This window comes from Bradyrhizobium sp. HKCCYLRH2047, from assembly GCF_051168175.1.
Classification (GTDB): domain Bacteria; phylum Pseudomonadota; class Alphaproteobacteria; order Rhizobiales; family Xanthobacteraceae; genus Bradyrhizobium.
This window is the reverse complement of sequence record NZ_JBNPUM010000019.1, coordinates 40,005-58,931: the sequence shown is the minus strand read 5'-3', so window position 1 is coordinate 58,931 and position 18,927 is coordinate 40,005. Positions and strand designations below refer to the sequence as shown.

Sequence of the window (18,927 nt, the reverse complement as noted above, 5' to 3'; positions counted from 1 at the left end):
TCTCCTCAGTGCGACCGCTGCGGTGACGCCTGCTCGGCGGCGACCTGATCGAGCTTCTTGACGACGGTCTTCCAGCCCTCGCCCATCTTGCGATACGCCGTCTCGTTGGCCGGCAGCACGAAGCCGGAATGCACGAGGCGAAGACGCGTGCCCGTGTCGGCCTTGGACAGGCTGAAGGTGACGACCGTCTCCAGCTTCGCGCCGTAACCGACATTGCCGTCGTGGCCGCCCCTCCAGGCATAGGACAGCCGCTCGTTCGGCACGACCTCCAGCACCTCGCAGTGAATGGTGCCGTCCCATTGGCCCGCCGGCGTGGTCTGAAAGGTGAAGCGATTGCCGATGACGGGCTCAAAACCCTTGGGCGCCATCAGCCAGCGGCCGATCAGGTCGCCATTGGTCAGGGCTTTCCAGATGACCTCCGGCGCATGCGGGAAGATGTCCTCGACGACAATGGCCTGCGTGTCCGCGTTCACGGCCTGGTTCATGGATCGATGTCCTTCAGCAGTTTTTTCAGATTGGCGAAGCGGTCGCGCCAGAACACGCCGTAATGGCTCATCCAGTCGGCCAGCGGCTCCAGGCCGCGTGGCTCGGCGCGGTAATAGACCTTGCGGCCCTCGGGGCGCTCGCAGACCAGGCCGGCCTGCTTCAGGGATTTCAGATGCTGCGAGATGGCGCCCTGCGTGACGGTGCTGCCGCGCGTGAGCTCGACGACGGTGATCTCGTCGGCCGCGACGATGCGCTCGAACACCGCGCGCCGGGTGGGATCGGCCAGCGCGCGCATGACGGCCGTGATGGGTTCAGACTGGATCATGCGAAAGCAATAGCAACCACTAATCAATCAGTCAACACTAATGTTATAGACGCCAATCGCGGCTCGTATGCTCCCGCTGGACGGTGCCGCCAGAAAATCCGAATTTTTATCTTCCGTTTTTCAGAATTCAATGCTATGGTATCGCGTCCCGCCCCGATTGAGGGGCGCATCGCGATCGTCACGAGCGTTGGGTGCGGGATGCGGTGGGCGTGTCGGGTTGCAGCGTGAGCGATCATGCCGACGAACGATCCGATGCGTACGGCGAAGTCGTGTGGTCCTGGCATCCCGGTGCTGATGCCAAGCTGGCGCTGCAAGTTCGACGAGCGCGCTGGCGACGGGGGCAAGAAAGCCGATCCCCGGGGAGATCACGTATAAGCCGTTCAAACCATTGCGCGGGGAAGGCCGGGATGATCCGGCCCGTACCTGTGGTTCCTGCCGCCTGCATTTTTTTCGCAGGCGGGCCATGGGTGCGACCGGCACCCGGCCTTTCCCGCGCCCTCATTGTTAGGAGGGCGACCAGATGAGCAACACTCGGACGCGAAAGCGGGTGCGAGAATGAGAATGCATGTTTTGCCCATGTCTCACCGCCGTCCTTGCGAGGAGCGCAGCGATTGATCTGCGCGACCCCACAACTGTCAACTATGTCCCCGAACACCCGTCAGCGACGTCTCCGGGCTGAACACTGCGCTCGCAATGTCGCTTTCATTTCCGCTGTCGTCCCCGCAAGCTGCGGCAACGCGCAAGCGTTGGCGCGGCGCCGACCCGGGACCCCTACGCCGCGGCGGTTGTTTGAGGCACGCTGGAGCGGACGGCCTTGGCGCCAATTTCCGCCGGTGGTCATGGATCCCGGCGTTCGCCGGGAGGACATCGGTTTCTGGATGGCCAGCTTGGCCCACATGCGCGTTTTTGAACCTTCCCTTCTGCCGCGGGAACACACCCAAGCGCCTCACTGCCGCCAAACCCCGCAGAAAAACCGACTGAATCGCCCCTCCCATTCCGGTACACTCGCCGCGTGACCCATCGCCCTACGATTCTCGTGTTCGACTCCGGCCTCGGCGGCCTGTCCGTGCTGCGCGAGGTGGTGCGGGCGCGGCCTGACGCCCACTACGTCTATGTCGCCGACGACGCCTTCTTTCCCTACGGCCATCACAGCGAGCGGGCGCTGGTCGCCCGCGTGGTGCCGCTGATGGGCGAGCTGATCGCCGCGCACCGGCCCGACCTCGTCGTGATCGCCTGCAACACCGCCTCCGTGCAGACGCTGGCGCCGCTGCGGGCCGCCTACCCCACGCCCTTCGTCGGCACCGTGCCGGCGATCAAGCCGGCCTGCGCGCAGTCAAAGACCAGGCGCGTCTCCGTGCTCGGCACCAAGGCGACCGTGCAGCGCGAATACACCCACGCGCTGATCCGCGATTTTGCGCAAGGCTGCAACGTCACCCTGGTCGGCTCGCCGGAGCTTGCGTCACTGGCGGAGGCCGCGCTCAGCGGAACGCAGGTCAGCGACGCGGCCATCGCCGCCGAGATCGCACCCTGCTTCGTGGGCGACGCCGCCGATCCCGCTGATCGAACCGACACGGTCGTGCTCGCTTGCACGCATTATCCGCTGCTGCTCGACCGGCTCGAACGCCTGGCGCCCTGGCCCGTCACCTGGATCGATCCGGCACCGGCGATCGCGCGCCGCGTCGTCGACCTGCTGGGCCCCCCGGCTGGCGACGCCGACGATGGCGGCGCCACCATGATCTTCACCTCGAACAAGCCACATCAGCTCGGCCGCGCGCTCACGCCCTATTTCGGCGGCCGCGTCCCGGCCTGACGGAGACCGCCGATGTCCGCACCGCGCCAACCGCTCAACCGCCTCAAGCAGGCCTGGCGCGACAAGCGGCCGACGTTCGGCGCCATCGCCACCATCCCGAGCATCCAGACCGTGCGCATCATGGCGCAACAGCTCGACTGGATCATCGTCGACCTCGAGCATGGGCCGATCGATCTCTCCACCGCGCACGCGATGATCACCGCCACCGCGGGCACGCCCTGCGTGCCGCTGGTGCGGATCGCCGCCAACGAGCCGCATCTGGCGAAGGCGCCGATGGACCTCGGCGCGCTCGGCATCAACTTCCCGATGATTTCGAGCCGAGCGGACGCCGAGAAGGCGGTGCGCAGCGTGCGCTACCCGCCCCGCGGCGACCGCCTGTGGGGTCCCTTCCACGCGCCGTTCCACTGGAACGTGTCGATGGCGGATTACATGGCGACGGCCGATGACGACATGATCTGCATGGTCACGATCGAGCATGTCGAAGCGGTCGAGCGCATCGACGAGATCATGGCCACGCCCGGCATCGACATCGCGGTGATCGGCCCGGGCGATCTCGCGACCTCGATCAACAAGCGCGGGCAACTCGATGATCCCCTGGTGAAATCCCTCATCGCCCGTGCCGAGGCCGGCATCCTCAGATCGGGCGTGCCGATCGGCGGCGCCGCGCGCAGCGCCGATCAGGCCAATGCGATGATCGCGCGCGGCTACGTCGCGCTGGCGCTCGGCTTCGACTGGTCTCTGTTCCAGCGCGGCATTGCCGCAAGCTTCGAGGGGATCAAGCGCTGATTCAGGGCCGCTTCACGTTCCAAACGAAAAACAGGATTGGGGGAGAAGCCCATGACGAAGAAGACGATTTTGGGCACGTCGCTGGCCGTGTTCGGGCCGCTGGCCGCACCGGCGCCCTAGAGCGGCGCTTCCGTAACCCGGCCTGCGGTGTTAACAGCAGCCGCCGCCGGGGAGCCGGATCAGGCCAAGCACAACAAACGGGAGCGACAGGTTCAGGATGCGCGGAACGACCAGGCCGATTTCGCTGCACCGCCGTCTGATCATCGATCTGATGCATGCCTCGCGCGGCGTGCCGTTCGTGTCGCTGGCCCGGACGATCCAGATCGGTCCGCTGCTGGAGGCCCGCGCCGCGGCCGTCCACCCGCCCGGTTTCGCCGCGATCTTCGTCAAGGCGTTCGCCCTGGTCGCCCGTGACGAGCCGGTCCTGCGCACGCTCTACACCGGGTGGCCGCGGCGCTGCCTTTACGAGCTGCCGCGCAGCGTCGCCACCGTCACCATTGCCCGGGTCGAGAATGGCGAGGATTGCGTGCTGCCGCAGCGCGTCTCCGGGCCTGAGGCCATGTCGCTGGCCGAGATCGACGCCCTGATCCGCCAGGGCAAGGAGGCGCCGGTCGACGACGTCGCCATGTTCCGCAAGATCATGCGCGCGACCCGGCTGCCGCTGCCGCTGCGCCGGTTCGCCTGGTGGGTCGGGCTGAATTTCGGCCGCCAGCGCGCCAACTGGTTCGGCAATTTCTCCGTCACCAGCATCGCCGCCTGCGGAGGCGGCCAGTTGCACGCCCTGAGCCCGGGACCGTTCATCATCAATTACGACGTCGTCCAGCCCGACCAGACGATTCCCATCCTGATCCGCTGGGACCACCGGGTTACCGACGGCGCCATGATCGCCCGGACCGCGATCCGACTCGAGCAGGTGCTGAATGGCGAGATCGCAGCCGAGCTGAGGGCCTGCCCGGTTTCCGGGCGCAGTCCGGCGGAAGCCGACCTGGGATGCGAGGCGGGGCGGCGGAAAATGACCGTCCTGAAGGGGCCGAAAGGGTGATTTTGCCGGCAAAAGCGGCCGTTGCGGTTTGACAAGCCGGCAGTTTCTCGCCTAAGAACCCCCTGCTCGCGGGCCGCTTTCGGCCCGCGTTGCGTTTCGCGACCCGTGGCCTTCTCCCTTCATGCTTTGGGGAGGGGTCTGTCGGTGGACCGGATTTCCCGGACACACAGGAGGGCGCGTTTCCTCAAACCCGAACGAAAGACTTGAAGAGGACGCGATGACTAAGCGCAGTGAGGCGAAGTACAAGATCGATCGCCGCATGGGCCAGAACATCTGGGGCCGCCCGAAGAGCCCCGTCAACCGCAGGGAATACGGCCCCGGCCAGCACGGCCAGCGCCGCAAGGGCAAGCTGTCCGATTTCGGCGTGCAGCTGCGCGCCAAGCAGAAGCTGAAGGGCTACTACGCCAACATCTCCGAGCGCCAGTTCCACGGCATCTATGTCGAGGCCGGCCGTCTCAAGGGCGACACCGGCGAGAACCTGATCGGCATTCTCGAGCGCCGTCTCGACACCGTCGTGTTCCGCGCCAAGTTCGTGTCGACCATGTTCGCCGCGCGCCAGTTCATCAACCACGGCCACATCAAGGTGAACGGCCGCAAGGTCAACATCGCGAGCTACCAGGTCAAGCCGGGCGACGTGATCGAGGTCAAGGAAGCCTCGAAGCAGCTCGCCGTGGTGCTGGAAGCGAGCCAGCTCGCCGAGCGTGACGTGCCCGACTACATCGAGGCCGATCACGGCAAGATGACCGCGAAGTTCATCCGCATCCCGGCGCTGTCGGACGTGCCGTTCGCGGTGCAGATGGAGCCGCATCTGATCGTCGAGTTCTACTCGCGCTGATCTTGACCGGACCGCGGTCCGGCACCATCTGATAATCCGAAGGCCCTGGCACGCGCCGGGGCCTTTGCTTTTTGGGGTTTCGGATGCGGCGAACCGATTCCCGAATGCCACACTTGCCACGAATTCGCCCCAACCTGGGCTGACAGGGAATCCGTCCCGTGATTCACTGTCTGCAGTTGTAAAGTAGCGGGGCGTTCGCCATGGAGTTCAACAGGCGCAATATCATCTTTGGTGCGTTGCCGACCGATGCGGTCGGCGCCCCGCCTCTGCCGCCGTTGCGGGCGCCGCCGCTCACCGCTCCGCCGTTACGCGCACGGACCTCCGGCGTCCGCTATCGCTTCAACGACGGCCTCTATCCCTCGACCGTCTTCGACCTCCTCGAACGCTCCTGCTGGCACGTCCAGTCCGATGCGACAGCCCATGTGATCCGCCATGTCGGGACCGGGCTCACCTTTGCCGATGCGCAGCTTCGCCACGATCCCTACGCGCTCGAGCTTCTCCACTGTTTCGACGACTCGCGCGAGCTCACCGACGAATGGCACACCATGCTGGTGGGCTGGGCCGCAGTGAACATGGGCTGGAACGTCAAGCGGCAGCGCCCGGGCGCCGTGCTGCTGCTTTCACCCTCTCGGCAGAGCCCGCTCGAACCCTGGGTGTTCGACTGCACCGCGGCGCCGCCGCTGGTCGCCGAGCCGATCGAGAGCAGGCCGTTGCGGCGGCCGGACATCTGGCTCAACCCGCCGCGCGCGGCGTAGTCGAGGAGGCGTTTTGCGGGAGCGTTGCGAGTTGGGTAAGGTCGGGTCGTGATAAGCGAACGAGGACTGCCGATGTATTACACCCCGCCCCCGCGCGATCCCAAGGCGCCGCCCGTGCGCGTCAATCTGCTGTCGGACACGCAGACCCGCCCGACGCCCGCAATGCGCGAAGCCATGGCGCGGGCCGAGGTCGGCGACGAGCAGATCGGCGACGACCCGACCGTGCACGCGCTCACCGCCCGCGTCGCCGCCCTGCTCGGCAAGGAGGCGGCGGTGCTGATGCCGTCGGGCACGATGTGCAATGTCGCGGCGACCTTGGTGCATTGCCGGCCGGGCGACGAGATCCTGGCGCACGAGACCGCGCACATCATCTCGCGCGAGGGCGGCGCGCATGCGGCGCTCGGTGGTTTCCAGGTGACGCAGCTGAAGGGCCCCGACGGGCAGTTCACACCGGAGACCTTTCGCGCCGCGCTACATCCGCGCAGCCGCTACCAGCCGCCGCAGACCGTGGTCAGCGTCGAGCAGACCGCCAATATCGGCGGCGGCACGATCTGGAAGAAGGCTGATCTCGACGAGATCGTCGAGATCGCCAAGGCGAATGCAATGGCGACGCATATGGACGGCGCGCGGCTGCTCAACGCGACCGTCGCCACCGGCATTCCCGCGGCCGAGATGACCGCGGGCTGGGACTCGGCCTGGATCGATTTCTCCAAGGGACTGGGCGCGCCGATCGGCGGCGTGCTCGCCGGCAGCGCCGCCTTCATCGACGAGGTCTGGCGCTGGAAGCAGCGGCTCGGCGGCGCGATGCGCCAGGCCGGCGTCGTCGCGGCGGCCTGCATCTACGCGCTCGATCATCACGTCGGCCGGCTCGCCGAGGATCACGCCAATGCGCGGGCGCTGGCGCGCGGTCTGTCGCAGATCCAGGGCGTCGAGGTGCAGGAGCCCGAGACCAATCTGGTGTTCTTCAAGCCCGACGGCGCCGGCGTGTCAGGCGACAAGATGGTGAGTGAACTACGCAAGCGCGGCGTGCTGCTGGCGATGATGGACGGTCGCATCCGTGCCTGCACGCATCTCGACGTGTCAGCCGCTATGATTGAGGAAGCGGTCGGCCATGTCAGGGAGATCGTGCGCGGCGCATGACGATCATGACGCGAGGGCTGCGTAAACCAGCCGGCCACACAGGCGGCCGCCGTTATCGCGGCGACCGCTTGCGAGCGCGGCTCTCGATCGCCTTACTCAACGCCTCATCGTGCAGCTCGGCGCTCGCCTCGGAGAAGCAGCAGAACACGATCTGCGACAGCGAGGTCTCGCCGCTGATGGCCTCGATCGTAGTGGCGACCGCAATCGAGGCAGCGCGATCAGCGGGAAAGCGAAAGATGCCGGTCGAGATTGCGGGAAAGGCGACGGAACACAGCAGGTGGTTGTGACACAGCTCAATCGAGCGGCGGTAGCACGAGGCCAGCAGCTCCGGCTCACCGCGGTCGCCGCCCTGCCAGACCGGGCCGACCGTGTGGATCACATGATGGGCGGGCAACCGGTAGCCCTTGGTGATCTTGGCCTCGCCAGTCTTGCAGCCATGGAGCATGCGGCATTCCATGACGAGGTCCGGTCCCGCCGCACGGTGGATCGCGCCATCGACGCCACCACCGCCGAGCAGAGACGTGTTCGCGGCGTTGACGATGGCGTCAACGCCGAGCTTGGTGATGTCGGTGACGACGACCTCGAATCGGGTCGCGCCGATCTTTCGGACCGGGTAGCTCAGGCGGAGGCCGCCGTGCCGACCGGGATGCCCTTGTCGGTGAACAGCTGCTGCAGCTCGCCGCTCTGGAACATCTCGCGCACGATGTCGCAGCCGCCGACGAACTCGCCCTTCACGTAGAGCTGCGGAATCGTCGGCCAGTTCGAGAACGTCTTGATGCCGTTGCGCAGCTCGGCGGATTCGAGAACGTTGAGGCCCTTATAGCCGACGCCGACGTGGTCCAGGATCTGCACGACCTGGCCCGAAAATCCGCACTGCGGAAACTGCGGCGTCCCCTTCATGAACAGGACGACGTCGTTCGACTTCACTTCATTGTCAATGAATTGCTCAATGCTCATCTTCGCTTCCTCTAGGGCGCCTCAAGGAACGCCTGGGGCTCGGTCCGCGCTGATCGCCATCGGACGGATTTCGTCCGCAGCCGATCGCCACTCTTCTATATGTAGCGCAAACCGTTGTTCAGCCAAAGTAAAATGCCGAGGATCGGCCCGCGACCCAGGCCCCCCGGCCGGACCATAGGCTGACGGCAGCAATATTATAGCCGCCACGAGGGTTTCATCCCGTAACCAAGCCCCTATTTAGGACGAACTGTCGAAAGGAACTTGTTCCGTCGAACATCGTTTTCTGCTGGCAAACGGAGACCCTCGTGACCAGTTCTGCCTCCGCTACGGCCTCCATCCCCGACACTGATACGCTTCAGACCGGGTCCGGCTCCCTCGCCGGGCGCCTGACCGAGGCGTACCTCGCCGTTCGGGGCGAGACCGAGCGGCGTGCGGCGCCGCTGAGCCCGGAAGATCAGGTCATCCAGTCGATGCCGGACGCCAGTCCGGCCAAATGGCATCGCGCCCATACGACCTGGTTTTTCGAGCAGTTCGTGCTGGGCGAGCACTGCCGGGGATATATCCCTTTTCACGCCGATTACGCGTTCCTGTTCAATTCCTATTACGTCAGTGCCGGCCCGCGCCACACGCGGGGCGAGCGCGGCCTGATCACCCGGCCGGGCGTGGCCGACATCACGGCATATCGGCAACACGTCGACGCGGCGATGGCGGACTTCCTGGGCAGCGCCGAGCCTGCCACATTGGCCGCTGTGGCGCCGCTGGTGGAGGTCGGCCTCAATCACGAGCAGCAGCACCAGGAGCTGATGCTGACCGACATCCTGCACGCATTCGCGCAGAACCCGACGGCCCCGGCCTATGATCCATCCTGGACCTTTCCTGCCCCGGCAGGCCGGGGCGCGGATTGGATTCACCTCCCCGAGGGCATCCATACCGTCGGACACGCCGGTGATGGTTACCATTTCGACAATGAGGAGCCAGCCCATCGCGCACTCGTCGGGCCGGTGGGCATCGCGCGCAATCTCGTCACCAATGCCGAGTGGCTCGCTTTCATGGATGACGGCGGCTACCGGACCGCCACGCTCTGGCTCATGGACGGCTTCGCCGCCGCCAGTCGCGAGGGCTGGCAGGCGCCCGGCCATTGGTACAAGGTCGAGGGCGAATGGCGCATCATGACGCTGGGAGGGCTGCGGCCGGTCGATCCGGATGCACCCGTGTGCCACGTCAGCTACTATGAGGCCGACGCATTCGCACGCTGGCGCGGCAAGCATCTGCCGACCGAGATGGAGTGGGAGGTCGCCGCGCGCGGCAACCAGCTCAGCGACGCCTTCGGCATTGTCTGGCAGTGGACCCGCAGCGCCTACAGCCCCTATCCCGGCTATCGTGCCACGGAAGGCGCGCTCGGCGAGTACAACGGCAAGTTCATGGTCAATCAGCTGGTGCTGCGCGGCTCATCGCTCGCGACGCCGGCGGGCCACAGCCGCGTCACCTATCGCAACTTCTTCTATCCACATCATCGCTGGCAATTCACCGGGCTCCGGCTCGCGGACTACGCCTGAGCTATCAGCATTCGTTGCCCGACAGTCGCGCGTGTGCGCGTCCAGGAGAGTATCATGAACGTGCACGTCAACGCGCTGCTCGATGCCCATCTCCCCGACGACAAGACGTCGGCCTTTGCGACAGACGCAGTCGCAGGCCTCACCCAGCAGCCCAAGCAGCTATCGCCGAAATATTTCTACGACGCCGCCGGATCAGACCTGTTCGAGCAGATCACGCGCCTGCCGGAGTACTACCCGACGCGCACCGAGCTCGGCATCCTCAGGGATCGCGGCGCCGAGATCGCGGCGGTCATTCCCGACGATGCTGCGCTGATCGAGTTCGGCGCCGGAGCCACCACCAAGGTGCGGCTGCTGCTGGAGAGCTGCCGCTTCGCGGCCTACGTGCCGGTCGATATTTCCGGCGAGTTCCTGACCGCACAGGCCGACAGCCTCCGCCGCGACTTCCCGCAGCTGGCCGTGCACCCGGTCATCGCGGATTTCACCACGGCATTCAAACTGCCTGATGCCATCGAAGGCAAGCCGAAGGTCGGCTTCTTTCCGGGATCGACGATCGGCAATTTCGAGCCGCATGAGGCGTGCCGGTTCCTGCGCTCGGCACGCGAGATCCTGGGGACCGGCGCGCTGATGATCGTCGGGGTCGACCTGGAGAAGGACGAGCGCGTCCTGCATGCCGCCTACAACGACGCCGCCGGCGTGACCGCGCGTTTCAATCTCAATCTGCTGTTGCGGATCAACCGGGAGCTCGGCGGCAATTTCGACCTGTCCGCCTTCGTTCACCGCGCGATCTACAATCGCGAGCAGCACCGCATCGAGATGCATCTGGTGGCACGAAAGCCGCAAACCGTGCGGCTGCTCGGCACCACCCTCTCGTTCCGGGCCGGCGAGAGCATCCACACCGAGAACAGCTATAAATACAGCATCGAGCGCTTCGGCGCGCTGGCCCGCGGCTCCGGCTGGAAAGTCCAGACCGTGTGGACGGATGCGGAAAAAATGTTCTCGGTTCAGGCGCTCGTCGCCGAGGCGTGAGGCTCCGGCTTCGACCGCAGCGACAGCGTCTCCCACAGCGCGACGATCGCCAGCAGCGCGCTCGTCAGCGCTGAGAGCACGAGCGGCGACAGTTCGGTCGCGAACCAGCCGAGCCCGATCAGCGCCAGCAGGCCAGCGCCGTGCGACAGCTGCAGGAAGCCGCGGATGTTGAACTTGAAGAGGATGGTCCCGAGCAGAAACACGAACGGACCGCCGATCGTTGTCGCCGCCGTATTCAGGCCGGTATGCCCGAGGGGGTGCTTCAGGATGATCTCGTCCGATACCGCCGAAACGATGATGCCGGCGACGATCGGCATGTGCAGGTAGGTGTAGGCCGAGCGCGCCATCAGCCCGGATTGCGCCGACTGCGAAATCACCTCCGATCCCGCCTCAGCGCCGCGGTTGAAATACACCGCCCACATCGCCACCGTACCGATGAAGGCACTGGCAAAGGCGGCAATGTTGGCTCCGGTCCAGTCGAGCTCGGCAAAGGTCGCGCCGGTGACGACGATGGATTCGCCGAGCGCGATGATGATGAACAGCGCACAGCGCTCCGCCATGTGGCCGCCTTCGACCATCCAGTCCTCGACGGTGGATGCACCCAGCCCAGGGACCCAGAAGCGGACGGCCGGCGACACATATTCCAGGGTGAGCGCCGCCCCCCACAGCCCCATCCGCGCCGGGCCCTCGGCAAGGCCGCCGAGCAGCCAGAGCACGGCGGAGGCACTGAGCCAGGAGAGAATGCGGGCGGCGTTGCGGCGGACGGCCAATCGCTGCGGCGGCGTCGCGGTCAGCCAGAACGCGGTCCGGCCGACCTGCATGGCGGCGTAGGCCATGGCGAACCACAGGCCGCGGTCCTCGAACGCCCGCGGGATCGACATCGACAGAACGAGGCCCGCCAGCATCAGCGCGAACAAGAGACCTCGGACGAGCGCCTTCTCGGGATCGAGCCAGTTGGTCACCCAGGCGGTGTAGACCCACACCCACCAGACCGCGAGAAACAGAACGGCCGTCTGGGCGGCGCCGAGCGGCGAGAAATGGCCGATCAGATAGTGCGAGATCTGCGTGACCGCGTAGACGAAGACGAGATCGAAGAACAGCTCGACGAAGGTGACCCGGCTGTGCCGGTTCGGCTCGATGACGCGAAACAGCGCACCACGCGGATTGTCCACCGCCATCTCCCCCGGATGCGTGCTGCGCGATCTGCCCCTGAATGGTCAGCGCTGGTCCGGCACCCCGGTCTGCAGCGCCAGAGCATGCAGCACGTCACCCATCTGGCCGCGCAGCGATTGATAGACGAGCTGGTGCTGCTGCACGCGCGATTTGCCGCGGAACGATTCCGAGATCACCGTCGCGGCGTAGTGGTCGCCGTCGCCAGCGAGATCGCGAATCGTCACCTGGGCGTCAGGGATGGCAGACTTGATCATCTGCTCGATATCGTGGGCATCCATGGGCATCCCGGTGCATCTCCTTGTGTCGGGTCGGCGCCGCATCCCGTAGACGATGTAGCCCGCAGGGCCCGCGGCTTGGCTGCAGCTCCCATCAGTGGCCCGCCGAGCACGGCGAATCAAGGCATTCTCGCGGGACCGTGATAGTGAAATCTAGCGCGAACCGCTTTCGAGGTCACGCGCGGAACCACTATATACCGGGATCAGACGAGATACGTCGGACTGGGTGACGCACCCAAAAGGCCGAATCGGGAGGACGACGACATGAAGCTTCCAGGACCGGATCATCCGATCACCGTCACCCCCAACCCAAAACGCGTACGGGTGATCGCCGACGGCGTCGTGATTGCCGACACGACCCGCGCGTTGACGCTGAAGGAAGCGAGCTACCCCGCGGTTCAATACGTGCCGCGGGCCGACGCCAACATGGCGGCCTTGCAGAAGACTGATCGTGTCACCCATTGTCCATACAAGGGGGATGCGAGCTATTTCAGCGTCGTCGCCAACGGCAAGACATTGGACAATGCGATCTGGAGCTACGAGGCGCCCTTCCCGGCGATGACCGAGATCTCGGGCCACCTGGCGTTCTATCCGGACAAGGTGCGGATCGAGGAGGTCGCAGCTGATTGAACCCGGTGACAGCCCGCCGCGCGGCGGGCGCGAGGCGATACCGGCGCGGCGGTTGTTTCGATCACTGACCTGATGGCGTGCTACACTCTGAAAATCGTAAGCCCGAGAATCAGGAGCACGAGGAAGATCACCAGGAAGATATAGAACAGGATCCGCGCAATGTCGGCGGAAGCTGCCGAGATGCCGGTGAAGCCGAGAATACCGGCCACCACCGAGATCACGAAGAACAGCAGCGCCCATTTGAGAAGTGTCACGGTATGGTCCTCCGGTTCTGCGCCGTGCCGGCGCGGCGCCTCACTAACGATGAGGCGGGGAACCGGTTCCTTCGGCCATCGGTCCCGGCGCCGAAGAAATGCGCAACCCACGACCGTCCCGGCCGTAACTTCATAGGTCGTCGGTTCGTAAGGATATCGAGAGCGGAAATCGGCATGTGTGAGAAACCGGCTTGCGGACCGCGGCACTTGCTGATTTGCAGCACCAAAGACGACATCTGGTAGTCCGGCGCCGTCATTCGCCCGCTTGCGGGCGACTCCAGCGAATGACGGTGCCATAGGTCACACGAGCTCATCCACTCATTCCGGCTCGCGCAGCCTTGGACGACGTTTGCATGACGCCCCGCGGCGAGGGGGATGCGAACGTCCCATCCGCTGCACGGGCCGGGCAGCAGCGACGCCGGGGGGCGTATGGTCATATCGGTTACACAATCGGCGGCGGCCGCGAAGATCGAGCTTCAGGCCCGCCCGCGCGCCCGGGCGCGCAACGCCGCGCTCGATCACGCCCGGACATTCCTGACGCTGGTGGTGCTGCTCCACCACGCCGTGATTCCCTATACCTATTTCGGGCACACCGATCCGACGTTCTTCCTCGGCTTCGATGCCATCGTGCTGGCCACCGACAGCTTCTTCATGGCCATGTTCTTCTTTCTGTCGGGCCTGTTCGTGTGGTCGGGCCTTGCTCACAAGTCGACGCTGCAGTTCCTGCGTGACCGGCTATTGCGCCTTGGCCTGCCGTTCGCCATCGCAGCCCTGACCGTCATTCCGCTTGCCTATTACGCGATCGAGCTGCGCGCCAATCCGGACGCCACCTTCGCTGCCTTCTGGTGGAAGACGGTCACGGTCGGTCCATGGCCGAGCGGGCCGATCTGGTTCATCTGGGTGCTGCTGGCGTTCGACACCTCGGCAGCCCTTTTGTACCGCGTCTCGCCACGCCTGCTGGATCCGATCAATCGGCTGTCGCAGCGCGCCTTCGAGCATCCGCGCGACTTCTTCTTTGCCTTCCTGCTGATCACAGGCGGACTCTACATCCCGTCCCGGCTCTATTTCGGCCCGACGTTCTGGTTTGAAGCCGGACCGCTCTCGGTGCAGGCCAGCCGCGTCCTGCTCTACGCCGCCTATTTCTACATCGGGGCTGGCATCGGCTCGGCCAATGTCGAACGCGGCCTGCTGGCCGCAGAAGGGCAGATGTCGCAGCGCGGACTCGGGGCCTGGATCGTGGTCACGCTCGTGCCCTATACGCTGCTCTGGGTGCTCATCACGATCAAGCGCCAGGTGCTGGGCAATCCCCCCGTGTTGCCGCAATGGTACGAGGCAGCCTATGGCTTCCTGTTCGTCATCTTCAGCGCCGCGATCCTGTTTGCGATCCTGTCCTATTTCCTCAACAACCGCCGCTCGGAATTCTCCGTGCTCGATCGCATGCAGGCCGACGCCTATGGCATGTTCCTGGTGCACTATCCGATCGTGCTGTGGATCCAGTACTGGCTGTTCGACTTCGGCCTGCCCGCCATCGCCAAGGCGACGATCGCCTTTGTCGGCAGCATGCTGCTGAGCTGGGGCGCGACCTGGGTGCTCAGGCAGATTCCGGGGGCGAAGAACGTGTTGTAGGACGGTCCTGCCTCCTCCGTCATTGCGAGGAGCGCAGCGACGACGCAATCCAACCTCCCGCCGGAGCTCTGGATTGCGTCGCTGCGCTCGCAATGAGCGCGTGGAAAGGCACCGCGCTGACAACGTACTCCGCTGTCGTCCTGCGAACGCAGGGACCCATAACCGCAAGATCTTGTTGTTGGCGCAGGTCAACGACCAGTCCCGCCGACTACTCCGTACACCGAGTGGGTCCCGGATCGGCGCCACGTCGGCGCGGTGCGCCGCCGTGGCTTGTCCGGGACGACAACGGTGTGTCAGGCAGCCGCCCCGCCCATATATTCTGGTAGCCAGCTCTCGAACCGGCTCTTCAGCGTATCCACTTCCACCGAGGCCTCGCCGGCGATCGCCAGCGCAGTGCCGCCTGTCGTGCCGATGCGCGTGCACGGCACGCCGGCGCCGCGCATCTTGGCGAGCACGCGGCCAGCCTCGGTCTCCGGCACCGTCACGAGATAGCGCGCCTGGTCCTCGCCGAACCAATAGGCATGTGGTACGATCGAGGCAGGCGCGGCCAGCAGCCGCGCGCCGACGCCGGAGGCCATCGCCATCTCGGCGAGCGCGACGAGCAGACCACCGTCGGCCAGATCATGCGCAGCCGTCGCCGTGCCCGCATGGATCATGCCGCGCACGACATCGCCGATACGCTTCTCGGCGGCGAGGTCGACCGGCGGCGGAGCGCCCTCCTCGCGGCCGCAGACGTCGCGCAGGTAGACCGACTGGCCGAGCCAGCCATGGGTCTCGCCGATCAGCAGGATCGCCTCGCCCTCGGCCTTGAAGGCGATGCTCGCCGACTTGGTGAAATCATCGAGCAGGCCGACGCCGCCGATCGAGGGCGTCGGCAGGATCGCGCGGCCGTTGGTCTCGTTGTAGAGCGAGACGTTCCCGGAGACGACGGGGAAGTCGAGCGCGCGACAGGCCTCCGAAATGCCCTTCAGGCAGCCGACGAACTGGCCCATGATCTCGGGCCGTTCCGGGTTGCCGAAATTGAGATTGTCGGTGATCGCAAGCGGCCGGCCACCGACCGCGGTGATGTTGCGCCAGGCTTCGGCGACGGCCTGCTTGCCCCCCTCGAACGGGTCGGCCTCGCAATAGCGCGGCGTGACGTCGACGGTGAGCGCCAGCCCCTTCGGCCCGTCCTGCACGCGCACCACGGCGGCATCGCCGCCCGGGCGCTGCACGGTGTTGCCGAGGATCACATGGTCGTACTGCTCCCAGATCCAACGCTTGGAGCACAGATCGGGCGTTGCGACGAGCTTCTCCAACGCCGGGATGATGGCCAGGGGCGGCTTGACCTCGCGGGCGTGGATCACCGGCAGCGCCGATGAGGCCACGTGCGGGCGATCATACAGCGGCGCCTCGTCGCCGAGCTCCTTGATCGGCAGGTCGGCCATGACGTCGCCGCCATGCTTCACCACGAACCGCTTGCTCGGCGTGGTGTAGCCGACCACCGCGAAATCGAGCCCCCACTTGCGGAAGATCGCTTCCGCCTCCTTCTCCTTCTCGGGCTTCAGCACCATGAGCATGCGTTCCTGACTCTCGGAGAGCATCATCTCGTAGGCGCTCATGCCGATCTCGCGGGTCGGCACGGCATCGAGATCGAGATCGACGCCGAGGTCGCCCTTGGCGCCCATCTCGACCGCCGAGCAGGTCAGCCCGGCCGCGCCCATGTCCTGGATCGCGATCACGCAGTCGGCGGCCATGATCTCGAGGCACGCTTCGAGCAGCAGCTTCTCGGCGAAGGGATCCCCGACCTGCACCGTCGGGCGCTTCTCCTCCGAGGAGTCGTCGAATTCGGCCGAGGCCATCGAGGCGCCGTGGATGCCGTCGCGGCCGGTCTTGGAGCCGAGATAGACGATCGGCATGTTCACGCCGGAGGCGGCCGCATAGAAGATCTTGTCGGCGTCGGCGAGGCCGACCGCCATCGCGTTGACCAGGATGTTGCCGTCATAGCGGGTGTGGAAGCGGGTCTGGCCGCCGACCGTCGGAACGCCAAACGAGTTGCCATAGCCGCCGATGCCGGCCACCACCCCGGACACCAGATGCCGCGTCTTCGGATGCTCCGGCGCGCCGAACGACAGCGCGTTCAGGCAGGCGATCGGGCGTGCGCCCATGGTGAACACGTCGCGCAGGATGCCGCCGACGCCGGTCGTGGCACCCTGGTACGGCTCGATGTAGCTCGGATGGTTGTGGCTCTCCATCTTGAACACGACCGCCTGGCCGTCGCCGATGTCGATCACGCCGGCGTTCTCGCCGGGGCCCTGAATCACCCAGGGCGCCTTGGTCGGCAGGCCCTTGAGATGGATGCGGGACGATTTGTACGAACAGTGCTCGTTCCACATCGCCGAGAAGATGCCGAGCTCGGTGAAGGTCGGGACCCGCCCGATCAGCTTCAGGATGCGCTCATATTCGTCGGGCTTCAGGCCGTGGGCGGCGACGAGCTCGGGGGTGATCTGCGGTTCATTGCGCATGGAGAAATGCCTTTGCCCCGTGGGCCGCTGGTCCCTTAAACCCTGCTTCATAGATACAGAGGCAGAAGCGGAAAAGGCCTTTTACGGCCCTATTCCGCCCTGTCCAGAGCTTTGGCCCGGACCCGCCAAGCGGGATATTTGCAGATTGGCGGCCAATCGGATTTAAGACGGTAAATCAACAGTTAAAGGCCCTTGCACGTGCACGATCTGACCCGTTCCGCCTTCGAGAACCGCCCCGGCATCCATATCGCGACCGACGGCGAGTTCGCCGGCTGGCGCACCTGGATGCGCGACAGCTACGAATCCCATACCGGACCGTTCTGGCACCGGATGGAGGACGACGGTTCGATCCGCTGCGCCTTCCGGGTCGAGAAGAAGCACTTGAACGGCGGCGGCAACGTCCATGGCGGCTGCCTGATGACCTTCGCGGATTACTGCCTGTTCGCCTTCGCCGCGCCGATCATGCAGGGCCCGGGCGTCACGGTCTCGTTCTCGTCCGAATTCCTCGACGCCGCGCGCGAGGGGGAATTGATCGAGGCCACCGGCGAGGTCACCCGCGCCGGCGCGTCGCTGATCTTCCTGCGCGGCATGCTGCATTCCGGCACCAAGCCGCTGTTCTCGTTCTCAGGGACCATCAAGCGCGTCAAGCGGCGGACGCCGGAGGCAGCGAACTCGCCGTAGCCTGATTTGATTTGTAGCCCGGATGAGCGCAGCGATATCCGGGATCTCACGCGCTCCCTCGGTGAACCCGGATGTCGCTGCGCTCATCCGGGCTACGGCCTCACCCCGCGAGCTGCTTCTCGGCGATCGATATCCACTCGGCCTGCGCCTTGCGCACATGGCGCGGGGCGCGCTTCATCTGGATCAGCAGCTCGGTGAATACGATCTTGGCCTCGTCGATGCGGCCGGCCAGCTTGAGCAGCAAGCCGTAGCGGACCTTCGCCTCGCTGCCCGGCGCGTAGTCCAGCAAGGCCTGGTACTCCTCCAGGGCCTCGTCGGTGCGGCCAGCTTCCTGCAAAGCCCGTGCATAGAGCAGATGCGCCTCGGCCGAATTATAGTCCGGCCAGGCCTTCTGCAGCTCGTCGAGCGTCGCCAGCGCATCCGCGGGGCGGCGGCGCGCGAACTGCGCCTTGGCCTTGCCGAGCGCGAACAGCGGCTCGTGGCCCATCGGCAGGCTCAGGATGTGATCGTAATGCCGCTCGGCCTCGTCATGGCGACCGACGGCGACGCATTCCTCGGCGAGCGCGGCGCGGTTGGCAATCGTATCCGTCACGGCGACGCGATCCGACAACTCACGATAGTATTTCTCAGGGTCCAGCTTGTTGGCGACGCGCTTGCGCGCCTTCTGGACGTCGTGGCTGCCCAGCCATTCCGGCACCAGCTCGACGACGATGTAGGCGAGCGCGCCGATCAAGGGGACCAATAAGATGATGAACGCCCAGGGCTGCATCCGCCCGGTCCGCGACGCATGATAGATCAGCGATATCTGAAGAAGTATAATGACGAGTGCAACCGGCACGGCGGTCCCCACGGCCAATCCCTACACGCCAACGTTGATAGCGTGGCCGCGCGCGGCCGACAATCCCGTCCGCGCCAGCTCAATTGACGATGCCGGTTTGACGCATGAGGACAACGGCCGGTTCGAGCAGCGGAGCAAGGCTCGTTCGATGGCCGTACGGAAGGCAATCCTGTCGCGAAAAAGGGCGGAAGCGCGTCGCGCCCCCGCCCTCGAGCCGCCGTCGTATCG

The 18,927-nt window shown here is 65.7% G+C and carries 20 protein-coding genes; 11 read left to right on the top strand and 9 right to left on the bottom strand.

The genetic code is table 11. From position 1 onward, the window contains the following. Positions 1-5: 5 nt before the first annotated feature. The gene (locus ACQR1D_RS29985; RefSeq protein ID WP_434894241.1) at positions 6-485 is read right to left on the bottom strand and encodes an SRPBCC family protein; all 480 of its coding nucleotides are present in this window, start codon (positions 483-485) and stop codon (positions 6-8) included. Continuing rightward, positions 482-811, bottom strand: a complete 330-nt coding sequence (locus ACQR1D_RS29980; protein ID WP_315801191.1) for an ArsR/SmtB family transcription factor — start codon at positions 809-811, stop codon at positions 482-484. The genes ACQR1D_RS29985 and ACQR1D_RS29980 overlap by 4 nt, the downstream gene beginning before the upstream one ends. Positions 812-1,823: 1,012 nt before the next feature. On the opposite strand from ACQR1D_RS29980, the gene murI reads away from it, so the two are divergent. From murI to ACQR1D_RS29950, 6 genes are all read left to right on the top strand, one after another. Then, positions 1,824-2,621, top strand: a complete 798-nt coding sequence (murI, locus tag ACQR1D_RS29975; protein WP_316183087.1) for a glutamate racemase — start codon at positions 1,824-1,826, stop codon at positions 2,619-2,621. A 12-nt stretch (positions 2,622-2,633) separates the two neighbouring features. Further along, positions 2,634-3,407, top strand: coding sequence for an HpcH/HpaI aldolase family protein (locus tag ACQR1D_RS29970; RefSeq protein ID WP_316183086.1), 774 nt, complete (start codon positions 2,634-2,636; stop codon positions 3,405-3,407). A gap of 217 nt (positions 3,408-3,624) precedes the next feature. Further along, a complete protein-coding gene (locus tag ACQR1D_RS29965; protein ID WP_316183085.1) occupies positions 3,625-4,449 on the top strand; it encodes an acyltransferase in 825 nt (274 codons plus the stop codon). Positions 4,450-4,666: 217 nt separating this feature from the next. Beyond that, on the top strand, positions 4,667-5,284 hold the full coding sequence (gene rpsD, locus ACQR1D_RS29960) for a 30S ribosomal protein S4 (RefSeq protein WP_315801195.1): 618 nt from the start codon (positions 4,667-4,669) through the stop codon (positions 5,282-5,284). 200 nt (positions 5,285-5,484) lie between these two features. Next, on the top strand, positions 5,485-6,039 hold the full coding sequence (locus tag ACQR1D_RS29955) for a hypothetical protein (RefSeq protein WP_316183084.1): 555 nt from the start codon (positions 5,485-5,487) through the stop codon (positions 6,037-6,039). Positions 6,040-6,111: 72 nt separating this feature from the next. Continuing rightward, the gene (locus ACQR1D_RS29950; protein ID WP_434840335.1) at positions 6,112-7,179 is read left to right on the top strand and encodes a threonine aldolase family protein; all 1,068 of its coding nucleotides are present in this window, start codon (positions 6,112-6,114) and stop codon (positions 7,177-7,179) included. A gap of 52 nt (positions 7,180-7,231) precedes the next feature. Here the strand turns inward: ACQR1D_RS29950 and ACQR1D_RS29945 are convergent, their stop codons facing one another. Further along, positions 7,232-7,801 (bottom strand): O-acetyl-ADP-ribose deacetylase, encoded by a 570-nt coding sequence (locus ACQR1D_RS29945; protein WP_434840356.1) that lies wholly within the window; start codon positions 7,799-7,801, stop codon positions 7,232-7,234. Beyond that, complete coding sequence (grxD, locus tag ACQR1D_RS29940; RefSeq protein ID WP_006609190.1) at positions 7,798-8,136, bottom strand: Grx4 family monothiol glutaredoxin; 339 nt, start codon at positions 8,134-8,136, stop codon at positions 7,798-7,800. Before grxD ends, ACQR1D_RS29945 begins: the two co-directional genes overlap by 4 nt. Positions 8,137-8,441: 305 nt before the next feature. On the opposite strand from grxD, the gene egtB reads away from it, so the two are divergent. After that, complete coding sequence (egtB, locus tag ACQR1D_RS29935; RefSeq protein ID WP_315801198.1) at positions 8,442-9,692, top strand: ergothioneine biosynthesis protein EgtB; 1,251 nt, start codon at positions 8,442-8,444, stop codon at positions 9,690-9,692. 54 nt (positions 9,693-9,746) lie between these two features. Next, on the top strand, positions 9,747-10,718 hold the full coding sequence (gene egtD, locus ACQR1D_RS29930) for an L-histidine N(alpha)-methyltransferase (RefSeq protein WP_315801199.1): 972 nt from the start codon (positions 9,747-9,749) through the stop codon (positions 10,716-10,718). Here the strand turns inward: egtD and ACQR1D_RS29925 are convergent. Together ACQR1D_RS29925 and ACQR1D_RS29920 are read right to left on the bottom strand one after the other, a co-directional pair. Further along, the gene (locus tag ACQR1D_RS29925) at positions 10,694-11,896 is read right to left on the bottom strand and encodes a low temperature requirement protein A (protein ID WP_315801200.1); all 1,203 of its coding nucleotides are present in this window, start codon (positions 11,894-11,896) and stop codon (positions 10,694-10,696) included. The genes egtD and ACQR1D_RS29925 overlap by 25 nt on opposite strands. A 39-nt stretch (positions 11,897-11,935) precedes the next feature. After that, on the bottom strand, positions 11,936-12,175 hold the full coding sequence (locus ACQR1D_RS29920) for a BolA family protein (RefSeq protein ID WP_315714834.1): 240 nt from the start codon (positions 12,173-12,175) through the stop codon (positions 11,936-11,938). A 255-nt stretch (positions 12,176-12,430) separates the two neighbouring features. Between ACQR1D_RS29920 and ACQR1D_RS29915 the strand changes: the two genes are divergently transcribed. After that, on the top strand, positions 12,431-12,796 hold the full coding sequence (locus tag ACQR1D_RS29915) for a DUF427 domain-containing protein (RefSeq protein ID WP_316183081.1): 366 nt from the start codon (positions 12,431-12,433) through the stop codon (positions 12,794-12,796). 80 nt (positions 12,797-12,876) lie between these two features. Here the strand turns inward: ACQR1D_RS29915 and ACQR1D_RS29910 are convergent, their stop codons facing one another. Continuing rightward, entirely contained in the window at positions 12,877-13,050 is a 174-nt protein-coding gene (locus ACQR1D_RS29910; RefSeq protein ID WP_009031962.1) for a DUF1328 domain-containing protein, read from the bottom strand. A 429-nt stretch (positions 13,051-13,479) separates the two neighbouring features. On the opposite strand from ACQR1D_RS29910, the gene ACQR1D_RS29905 reads away from it, so the two are divergent. After that, complete coding sequence (locus ACQR1D_RS29905; protein ID WP_434840336.1) at positions 13,480-14,676, top strand: acyltransferase family protein; 1,197 nt, start codon at positions 13,480-13,482, stop codon at positions 14,674-14,676. Positions 14,677-14,969: 293 nt separating this feature from the next. Here the strand turns inward: ACQR1D_RS29905 and purL are convergent, their stop codons facing one another. Continuing rightward, positions 14,970-17,180, bottom strand: coding sequence for a phosphoribosylformylglycinamidine synthase subunit PurL (gene purL / locus ACQR1D_RS29900; RefSeq protein WP_434840337.1), 2,211 nt, complete (start codon positions 17,178-17,180; stop codon positions 14,970-14,972). 198 nt (positions 17,181-17,378) lie between these two features. Here purL and ACQR1D_RS29895 point away from each other — a divergent pair, with 198 nt between their 5' ends. Then, complete coding sequence (locus ACQR1D_RS29895; RefSeq protein WP_315801205.1) at positions 17,379-17,861, top strand: PaaI family thioesterase; 483 nt, start codon at positions 17,379-17,381, stop codon at positions 17,859-17,861. Between the two features lie 100 nt (positions 17,862-17,961). Here ACQR1D_RS29895 and ACQR1D_RS29890 read toward each other — a convergent pair whose 3' ends face one another. Beyond that, complete coding sequence (locus ACQR1D_RS29890; protein WP_434840357.1) at positions 17,962-18,699, bottom strand: tetratricopeptide repeat protein; 738 nt, start codon at positions 18,697-18,699, stop codon at positions 17,962-17,964. Between the last annotated feature and the right edge of the window lie 228 nt (positions 18,700-18,927).